We start from the raw sequence: 8,649 nt of genomic DNA, 5'->3' as shown, positions 1-8,649 counted from the left end.
CCCCCCCCCCCCCCCCCCCCCCCCCCCCCCCCCCCCCCCCCCCCCCCCCCCCCCCCCCCCCCCCCCCCCCCCCCCCCCCCCCCCCCCCCCCCCCCCCCCCCCCCCGCGCGCCCGCGAGCCGACGGCCAGCCACACGCACACCGCCCGCTCCGCCGCCCACAGCGGCGCCCACAGCGCGGCCGTGGCCGGGTAGTGCGCCCGGCCCCCGTGGCGCCGCCGGCCCACCTCCGCCACGGCCACCGCCGCCAGTGCCCCCAGCCCCGCGGCCCGCGCGCCCCGCTCGCGCAGCGCGGCCAGGCCCAGCAGCGGCAGCCAGGAGGCCTCGACCACCAGGCGCCACGGCTGGGCGAAGTCGTCGTACGCCTGCCGGGTGCGCTGGCCCAGGAAGTGGCGCGCCGTCGGCGGCAGGCGCCGCACGTAGACCCCCGAGGCCGCCACGACGCGGCCCCCCACCGAGCGGACCGTGCGCAGCATCTGCAGGTTCTCGAACAGCACGTCGCCGTCGTAGCCGCCCATCGCCTCGAAGGTGCTGCGGCGCACCGCGATCGTGCCGGGGTAGTCCGCCCCGAACGCCCGGTTGACCAGCGAGCGGGCGGTGTCCCAGCGCGCGTGCCAGGGCGCGGGGGAGAACACGTTCTGCGGGCGCACGGCGTCCGCGCCGGCGAGCAGGTCCAGCACGGCGCGCAGCTGCGCCGGCCCGTAGCGCACGTCGTCGTCGGCGACGACGACGAGCTCGTGGCGGGCCGCGAGGACGCCGGTGACGACCCCGGCCACCTTGCCGTTGCGCCCCGGCCACGGCCGCGGGCGCACGTGCCGCGCCCCGCTGCCGCGCCAGGCGGCCGCGTGCCGCTCGAACTGCTCCGGCGCCGAGCCGTCGACGACGGTGACGTCCACCAGGCCGCGCAGCGAGGACAGGTAGGAACCCATCTCCTCGACCTGCGCGTCCGCGGGCTCCAGCCACCGCAGCGGCACCACGTACTCGGCCGCCGGGCCGCCCGCGCGCCCGCGCGCGGGGGCGGGCGGCGCCTCGAGCGAGGTCACGGCCGCGCGTCGAGCAGCGAGCTGCGCCCCTGCTCCCAGCGGGAGAGCTGGTGCTCGCCGGCGATCGCGTCCAGCGCCAGGGCCGCCGCCGCGCCGAACAGGACGTCGCCGACCAGCCCCGGCTCGCGCCGGGCCAGCGCACCGGCCAGGTCCCGGCCGGCGATCTGCTCGTGCACGGCGTCCGCCTGCACGTGCTCGTCGAAGAACCAGGTGGCGTCGGCGTCGAAACCCAGCCGGCGGAACCCGTTGCCGTAGGCCTTGTTCGGCAGCGAGGAGGTCATCTCGAACACCGCGAGGTGCCCGACGACCGCTCCGCGCAGGCGCCGGTGCAGCCCGAAGAGCGACATGGCGTTCGAGCCCACCAGCGTCGTCGCCGGCACGGAGGGCAGGTGGCGGCCGTAGGAGTCATCCAGGCCGGCCGCGCGCATCGTGCGCGCGAACAGCGCCGCGTGCACGCGCTCGGGGCGCCCGCCGCCGTACTCGTCGGCCTGCACCTCCACCAGCGCCGCCTTCGGCCCGCCGGCCAGGCGCGGGATCGCCCACGTGTGCGGGTCGGCCTCCTTGAGGTGGTAGATCGAGCGGTGCACGAGGAACTCGCGCACCTGCTCCAGGGTGGCGCGCCGCTGCACGAACGCGCTCACGCCCGGGCCGTCGTCGCCGGCGGCCATCGCGAACAGCGCCTCGGCGACGTCCTCGACGGCGACGTCCGGGACCCGCACGAGCGCGCGCACCGCGGCCTCGAACGGGCCCTCCAGCTCCTGGCGCACCGCCAGCAGGCCCAGGTCCCACTCCAGGCGGTCGTCCACCCCGCGCACGCCGCGGTAGTGCAGCTCGTAGAGCAGGAACAGCGACAGCTGCACGTCCTCGTCGCGCAGCGGGTCGCCGCAGTCGGCCGCCGTGCGCGCGGCCAGCTCGCGCAGCCGCTGCGCGGTGGGCGCTCCGGCGCGGCCGAGGAGGTGCTCCAGCAGCGCCGCGCTCAGCGGGCCGCGCGCCGGCGGCACCGGCAGGCGGTCGGCGTCGGCGTCGGCGTCGGCGGCGACGGGCGCGCCCGGGGTGGTGGGGACGTCGGGGGCGGTCGTCACGGCGAGGTTCCGGCCGGGTGCGGTCGTGGTCATGTGCTCGTCCTGTCTGGTCTGCGTGGGGGCGGGTGCATCGTCGCGCCGCGGCGCCGGGCGGGGGCGGCGCCGGCCCGCGGGTGCGCTCAGCGGCCCCGGTGGGTAGGAAGACCGGTGTGGAACCGCACAGCGCCCCGCCCGAGCGGGCCGCCGGCCCCCGGGCCGACGAGGTCACCGTCACCGTCTGCCCCGCCGGGCCGCTCCTGCTGCGCGGGCCGGTGACGCTGCTCGACGGCGACGGCGCGCGGCTGGACCCCGGTCGCCGCACCGTGGCGCTGTGCCGCTGCGGGCGCAGCGCGGAGCCGCCGTTCTGCGACGGCTCCCACAAGCGGCGCACCCGCCGGCCGCCCGTCGACGCGTCGACGGGCTCCTGAGCGCGCTCCCGCAGCGCCTCCGGGGGAGGGCTGCTCGGGCACGGGGAGCGGGGCATCGGTCCCTCCGGGTCGGCGGTGCGGACCGCGAACGGGCACCGGTCTGGACCCTCGGCGCACGCTAGGTGCGAGCCCCGCACCCCGCAACCGCGCCCCGCGGTCGGGGCGAGTTCACGACGGCGTCGCCCGCGGGTCACCCCCCGGGCCCCCGCGGTGGGCAGGCTGGGCGGCCGGGCGCCCGCCGACGCGGGTGGGCGCGCGCACCCGACGACGGAGGTCCCCGTGCCCGCTCCCCGCTCCGGACCCGCTCCCGACGCCCTCCCCACCGCCGCTGCCGAGCCGGCACCGGCTGCGGGCACCCTGCCGCGCCGCGGTCTGCTGCGCGCGGGCGGGGCGCTGGCCGTGGCCGGGGGAGCCGGCCTGCTCGTGCCGGGCGGGGCGGTGGTGGCCGTGCCGCTGGTGCGCCGCGCAGCGCCGGTGGTCACGCACGGCGTGCAGTCCGGGGACGTCACCGCGAACGGGGCGGTGGTCTGGACGCGCTCGGACCGCCCGGCGCGGATGTTCGTCCAGGTCTCCTCCACCGGGCGCTTCCGGCGCCGCACGCGCTGGGTGCCCGGTCCGCTGCTGACCCCCGAGAGCGACTTCACCGGCCGCGTCGAGCTGCGCGGGCTGCCCTCGGGCGCCGACGTGCACTACCGGGTCGTCGTCGCCGACCCGGACGCGCACCGCCCCGACGGCGACGCGGTCGAGGGGTTCCTGCGCACCGCGCCGTCCTGGCGCGACCGCCGGCGGGTCCGGTTCCTGTGGAGCGGTGACCAGGCCGGGCAGGGCTGGGGGCGCAACCCCGACATCGGCGGGTTCCCGATCTACCGGGCCATGGCCGAGCGCGACCCGGACTTCTTCCTGCACTCCGGCGACACCGTCTACGCCGACGGCCCGATCACCGGGGACGTCGAGCTGCCCGACGGGACCGTGTACCGCAACGTCGTCACCGAGGAGAAGTCGCACGTCGCCGAGACCCTCGACGACTTCCGCGGCGCGTTCCGCTACAACCTCGACGACGACGCGCTGCGCGCCTTCGTCGGCGGCGTCGCGCAGGTGAACCAGTGGGACGACCACGAGGTGCACAACAACTGGTACCCCGGCCAGGTGATCGCCGACGACCGCTACACCGTGCAGGACGTCGACGTGCTGCGCGCGCGCGGCGAGCGCGCCTGGCGCGAGTACGTGCCGATCTCCGAGCGCCGCGGCGGGCGCGTGTACCGCTCGTTCTCCCACGGCCCGCTGGTGGACGTCTTCGTCCTCGACATGCGCTCGTACCGCGACTCCAACGCGAACGGCGCCGCCGCCGGTGGCGTGGGTCCCGAGGGCGGGATCCTCGGCGCCGAGCAGGCCCGCTGGCTCGTGGAGGCGGTCTCCGCCTCCCGCGCCACCTGGAAGGTGGTCCAGGCCGACATGCCGATCGGCCTGGTCGTGCCGGACAGCGCGACCCCGCCCGCGGGCGTGGAGGCGATCGCCCAGGGCGACGCGGGCGTCCCGCTGGGCCGCGAGCGGCAGATCGCCTGGATCCTGCGCGAGCTGCAGCGGCGCGGGGTGCGCGACCACGTGTGGCTGACCGCCGACGTGCACTACACCGCCGCGCACCGCTACGACCCCGCGCGCGCGACGTTCACCGAGTTCGACCCGTTCTGGGAGTTCGTCTCCGGCCCGCTGCACGCCGGTGCGTTCGGGCCCAGCGCGCTCGACGCGACCTTCGGCCCGCAGGTGGTCTTCCAGGCCGCGCCCCCGCACCCGAACACCTCGCCGGCCGAGGGCTGGCAGCACTTCGGCGAGGTCGAGGTCGACCCCGCCTCCGAGGAGATGACCGTGACGCTGCGCGGCATCGACGGCGCGGCGCTGTGGTCGGTGGCCCTGCAGCCGCAGGACCGCCGCTGAACCCGCCGGGCCCGCGGCCGGGCGGGCCGCGCCGGAGCGGGCCGCGCCCGACCGGCCCGTCACGCCGGGCGCGGGCCCGGCGGCCGCACTAGCCTCGTCGGGGCGAGGACGCACGGCGGTGACGGGAGACGATCGTGGACCTGCTCTCCGAGAGCGGCATGAGGGTGCTCGACGACGAGGACGACCCCGTCCTCGTGCGCGCGGACGGCACCCCCGTGGACACCTGGCGCGAGGACTACCCCTACGACGAGCGGTTGCCGCGCTCGGAGTACGACCCGGTCAAGCGCCTGCTGCAGATCGAGCTGCTGAAGCTGCAGAAGTGGGTCAAGGACACCGGCGAGCGCCTCGTGGTCCTGTGCGAGGGGCGCGACGCGGCCGGCAAGGGCGGCACGATCAAGCGGTTCACCGAGCACCTGAACCCGCGCGGGGCGCGCGTGGTGGCGCTGGAGAAGCCCAGCGAGCGCGAGTCCACCCAGTGGTACTTCCAGCGCTACGTCGCGCACCTGCCCGCGGGCGGGGAGATCGTCCTGTTCGACCGCTCCTGGTACAACCGCGCCGGCGTCGAGCGGGTCATGGGTTTCGCCACCGAGGAGGAGTACGAGCGGTTCATGCGGCAGGCGCCGCTGTTCGAGCAGATGCTCGTCGACGACGGCATCCACCTGGTGAAGTTCTGGTTCTCCGTCACCCGCGCCGAGCAGCGCACCCGCTTCGCGATCCGCCAGGTCGACCCGGTGCGGCAGTGGAAGCTCAGCCCCATGGACCTGGAGAGCCTGGACCGCTGGGACGAGTACACCGCCGCCAAGGAGGCGATGTTCGCCCGCACCGACACCTCCTTCGCGCCGTGGACGGTCGTGAAGACCAACGACAAGAAGCGCGCCCGCCTGGAGGCGATGCGGGTGGTGCTCAGCCGCTTCGACTACGCGGGCAAGGACGCGGCCGTCGTGGGCTCGCCCGACCCGCTGCTCGTGGTCGGTGCGCGCAGCATCCTCGAGGCCGACCGGCGCCCGGCGCAGTCGGCCGCCTCCTGAGGGCTCGAGCGGGGCGGGGACGACGGAGGGCCGTGGCAGCACTGCTGCCACGGCCCTCCGGGGGTGGTGCGCCGTCAGGGACTCGAACCCCGAACCCGCTGATTAAGAGTCAGCTGCTCTGCCAATTGAGCTAACGGCGCAACGAGAGAGGACTCTAGCAGTCCAGCCCGGCCCCCGCGAAATCCGCGGGGGCCGGGCCGAGGGCGGAGCCGGGGGCCGGGCCGGGGGCCGGCGCGCTGGCCGCTCGGGCCCCGCCCCGGCGGTGCGTCAGGACCGGGCCCACCACTCGTCCTCGGGCAGCCCCTCGCTGGCGAGCAGCTCCGCCGAGCGCGGTCCCCCGGGCGAGGCGATGTCTAGGATGAGCGAGAGCGGGACGTGCTCGGAGAGCAGCTCCATGACGGGCTCGGCGCCGTGCGGGGCCGCGGCCTCCCTCGTCGCGTCGTCGTGCGACATGGCGTCCTCCAGTGGTGACGTGCCCGGGCCGACGTGCCCGGGGTGGGTGTGACCCCTACGTCGTCGTCGGGCCCGCGCACCCCCTTGAGGCGTGCCGGGGCACGAGGACACGTCCGGAGCAGCCCCGTCGCCGCGCGTCACCGGCCGCCGCCCCGGGTGCCGCCGTGTGGACGGCTCCGGCCGGGGCGCGGCACAGTGGGTCGGTGCGCAGCGCCGGGCGGTGGGGGATCCACCTGTCCATGCCCCAGGCCCTGCTGCTCGCGCTGCACCTGCGCGACGCGGCCGGGCTGCGCCCGCCGGTCTCCGCCGACGTGCCGGACCTGCCGCCCCTGGACCCGCCGGCCCGCCCGCTGGGCGCCGGCGGCACCCCGCCCGCCGGCGCCGAGGCCGCCGCGCAGCAGTGGGCCCGCTGGTGGGCCGGCGCCTTCCCCGGCGGCCCGGACGCGCTGACCTCGCTGCTGCCGCCGTCCTTCCCGGGGTTGCGCGGCATGCCCGAGCTGCGCGGGGTGGCCGAGCTGGGCATCGACGAGGCGGTCGCCTGGGCCGGGCGGGTGCGCCGCCTGGAGGAGCGGGTGCTCACCCGCACGCCGACGGCGCTGTTCGAGACGACGCTGCTGGCGCGCGTGGAGCGCGAGCTGGGCGGGCACCTGAGGCCCTTCCGCCTCGACGTCGTCGTGCTGCCGGTCGCCGGCGCGGGCGCCTGGGAGACCCCGGCCGGCCCGGTGGTCTCGCTGGGCCTGCGCGCGGACCGCGACGCCTACCTGGCGTGGCTGCGCGAGCAGCTGCTGCGCCTGGGCGGGGCCGGCGGGGCGGGCGGTGCGCCCGCCCGCGAGCGCGAGGCGTCCCCGTCGGCGCCGCCCGCCCCGCCGTCCGCGCCGGCCCCGCCGGAACCGGGCGCCGGCGGCTGAGCCGCCCCCGCTGCACCCCGCGGGCGCGCCGTCACCGCGGGCGCGCCGTCACAGCGAGCCCAGCGACCAGCCCGCCACCTCGCTGATGCGCCCGCGCCACAGCAGGCCCTCGGCGATGCGCTGGGTGCCGTCGACCTGGGCGTTGAGGATGTGCAGGTAGTCGCGCGAGCCCTCGTCCCCGCCGCGGCGCTGGTCGGCCGCCCGCAGCAGGGCCTGCACCTGCTCGGCGATCCGGGTGCCCCCGGCCCCGCCGCGCGCGGCGCGCTGCTGGAAGTGCTCCAGCCAGCGGTCGCGGCCCACGAGGGTGCCGGAGACGACCTGGCCGCCGGCGAAGAGGGTGATGTCGAGGACCATGCCGCGGTCCGCCATCGCCGCGAGCAGTTCGAGGACCGCGTCTCCACCGGCGTCGAGGATCGGTTGCACGTCGTGATCGGGCACGGGCTCACCCTAGGACGCGGCGCGGCGGGGCGGCACGCCGCGACGGCCGCGGGGGAGCGGTGCGCCGGTCACGGGGTGCGGCCCCCGGCCGCGGCGGTCAGGGTGGACGCCATGAGCGAGACGGAGAGCGAGAGCGGCACCGGCGACCGGCTGCAGTGGGCGACCACGCAGCTGGAGGGGCTGGTGCGCCGGCACGAGGAGCACGTGCAGGAGCTGCACACGCGGTTCTCCACGCGCGCCGCGTCCGTGGAGGAGTACAACGACGGGCGGGTGGGCGCCTGGGCCGAGTACGAGGCCGCCGTGGGGCGGCTGGTGCGCGAGCTGGGGCTGGACGAGGTGCAGGAGGCCCAGGTGCGCGAGGAGGCCGAGCGGCTCGTGCCGCGCCCGACGCCGGAGGGCAAGCCGGTGCGCACCTCGAACGGGACCTGAGCGCCGGGAGCGCCGGGAGCGCTGAGAGGCCCCGCCCCGCGTGTGCGGGACGGGGCCTCTCCGGTGGGGTGAGTGACGGGACTTGAACCCGCGACTTCCTGGACCACAACCAGGTGCTCTACCAGCTGAGCTACACCCACCACGTGACGTCGTGCCGGGCACGCCGTGACGACGGGAGCATACACGCCGAGCGCCGCCGGGCCCGCCCGCGCACCCCGGCCCGCTCGCCCGGACGGGTCCCGGCGCTCAGGCGCCGGGCTCGGGGGCGGGCTCGGGCCGCAGCTCCAGGCGCTCGCCGGCGGCCTTGGCCGTCTCGGAGTCCGGGCCGGGCTGCGGCACGAAGAGCACCTCGCGGTAGTACTTCAGCTCCTGGATGCTCTCGCGGATGTCCGCCAGCGCGCGGTGCCCGCCGTGCTTGCGGGGGGTGTGGAAGTACACGCGCGGGAACCAGCGCCGCGCCAGCTCCTTGACGGAGGAGACGTCGATGAGGCGGTAGTGCAGGTGCGCGGTCAGCTCCGGCATGTCGCGCGCCAGGAAGGCGCGGTCGGTGTGCACCGAGCTGCCCGCCAGCGGCGCGCGGCGCGGCTCGGGCACCCACCGCCGCACGTACTCCAGCACGATCTCCTCGGCCTCGGCCAGCGTGCGCCCGGCCGGCAGCTCGGCCAGCAGCCCGGAGGAGGTGTGCATGTCGACCACGACGCGCTCCATGCCCTCCACCGCCCCCTGCGGCGGCTTGACCACGACGTCCACCCCGTCGCCGAGCACGTTGAGGTCGGCGTCGGTGACCAGCACGGCCACCTCCACCAGCGCGTCGCGCTCCAGGTCCAGCCCGGTCATCTCGCAGTCGACCCAGACGATGCGGTCCTGCACGCGGTCGCCGGCCCTGCCCGGCGCTGAGCTGCTCACCGGGCCACCCTAGCCAGCGCCGCGC

General features: G+C 77.3%; 10 protein-coding genes and 2 tRNA genes. 5 read left to right on the top strand and 7 right to left on the bottom strand.

The genetic code is table 11. The features are described from left to right. Together ACRYMN_RS14350 and ACRYMN_RS14345 are read right to left on the bottom strand one after the other, a co-directional pair. Positions 1-1,041 (bottom strand): glycosyltransferase family 2 protein (locus tag ACRYMN_RS14350; protein ID WP_432496342.1); only part of this gene is annotated, 1,041 nt, incomplete at its 3' end. Further along, entirely contained in the window at positions 1,038-2,048 is a 1,011-nt protein-coding gene (locus tag ACRYMN_RS14345) for an iron-containing redox enzyme family protein (protein ID WP_432496349.1), read from the bottom strand. The genes ACRYMN_RS14345 and ACRYMN_RS14350, both read right to left, overlap by 4 nt. 224 nt (positions 2,049-2,272) lie before the next feature. Here ACRYMN_RS14345 and ACRYMN_RS14340 point away from each other — a divergent pair, with 224 nt between their 5' ends. The 3 genes from ACRYMN_RS14340 to ppk2 all read left to right on the top strand — a co-directional run bounded on the left by ACRYMN_RS14340 (position 2,273) and on the right by ppk2 (position 5,490). Beyond that, positions 2,273-2,530: a CDGSH iron-sulfur domain-containing protein gene (locus ACRYMN_RS14340; protein ID WP_432496340.1), complete on the top strand. Its 258-nt coding sequence runs from the start codon at positions 2,273-2,275 to the stop codon at positions 2,528-2,530. Positions 2,531-2,809: 279 nt separating this feature from the next. Further along, a complete protein-coding gene (locus tag ACRYMN_RS14335; RefSeq protein WP_432496338.1) occupies positions 2,810-4,462 on the top strand; it encodes an alkaline phosphatase D family protein in 1,653 nt (550 codons plus the stop codon). Between the two features lie 158 nt (positions 4,463-4,620). Then, positions 4,621-5,490, top strand: coding sequence for a polyphosphate kinase 2 (gene ppk2 / locus ACRYMN_RS14330; protein WP_432496346.1), 870 nt, complete (start codon positions 4,621-4,623; stop codon positions 5,488-5,490). A gap of 64 nt (positions 5,491-5,554) precedes the next feature. Here ppk2 and ACRYMN_RS14325 read toward each other — a convergent pair. Both ACRYMN_RS14325 and ACRYMN_RS14320 read right to left on the bottom strand, forming a co-directional pair. Next, positions 5,555-5,630: transfer RNA gene (locus ACRYMN_RS14325), tRNA-Lys, on the bottom strand. A 127-nt stretch (positions 5,631-5,757) separates the two neighbouring features. After that, positions 5,758-5,943, bottom strand: a complete 186-nt coding sequence (locus ACRYMN_RS14320) for a hypothetical protein (protein ID WP_432496336.1) — start codon at positions 5,941-5,943, stop codon at positions 5,758-5,760. Between the two features lie 203 nt (positions 5,944-6,146). Between ACRYMN_RS14320 and ACRYMN_RS14315 the strand changes: the two genes are divergently transcribed. Next, complete coding sequence (locus tag ACRYMN_RS14315) at positions 6,147-6,851, top strand: hypothetical protein (protein WP_432496333.1); 705 nt, start codon at positions 6,147-6,149, stop codon at positions 6,849-6,851. 48 nt (positions 6,852-6,899) lie between these two features. On the opposite strand, the gene ACRYMN_RS14310 is transcribed toward ACRYMN_RS14315, so the two are convergent. Next, a complete protein-coding gene (locus tag ACRYMN_RS14310) occupies positions 6,900-7,289 on the bottom strand; it encodes a GvpU-like protein (protein WP_432496331.1) in 390 nt (129 codons plus the stop codon). A gap of 111 nt (positions 7,290-7,400) precedes the next feature. On the opposite strand from ACRYMN_RS14310, the gene ACRYMN_RS14305 reads away from it, so the two are divergent. Then, positions 7,401-7,718: a hypothetical protein gene (locus ACRYMN_RS14305; RefSeq protein WP_432496329.1), complete on the top strand. Its 318-nt coding sequence runs from the start codon at positions 7,401-7,403 to the stop codon at positions 7,716-7,718. A gap of 64 nt (positions 7,719-7,782) precedes the next feature. On the opposite strand, the gene ACRYMN_RS14300 is transcribed toward ACRYMN_RS14305, so the two are convergent. Continuing rightward, positions 7,783-7,858 (bottom strand) — tRNA-His (locus ACRYMN_RS14300). A 106-nt stretch (positions 7,859-7,964) separates the two neighbouring features. Further along, positions 7,965-8,588 carry an oligoribonuclease gene (gene orn / locus ACRYMN_RS14295; RefSeq protein WP_432496344.1) on the bottom strand — a complete coding sequence of 208 codons (624 nt, stop codon included), beginning with the start codon at positions 8,586-8,588 and terminating at the stop codon, positions 7,965-7,967. Between the last annotated feature and the right edge of the window lie 61 nt (positions 8,589-8,649).

The sequence above is a fragment of the Kineococcus gypseus genome (genome assembly GCF_050871305.1).
Classification (GTDB): Bacteria; Actinomycetota; Actinomycetes; order Actinomycetales; family Kineococcaceae; genus Kineococcus; species Kineococcus gypseus.
The sequence above is the reverse complement of the archived record's forward strand: the minus strand, read 5'-3'. Positions and strand labels throughout refer to the sequence as shown.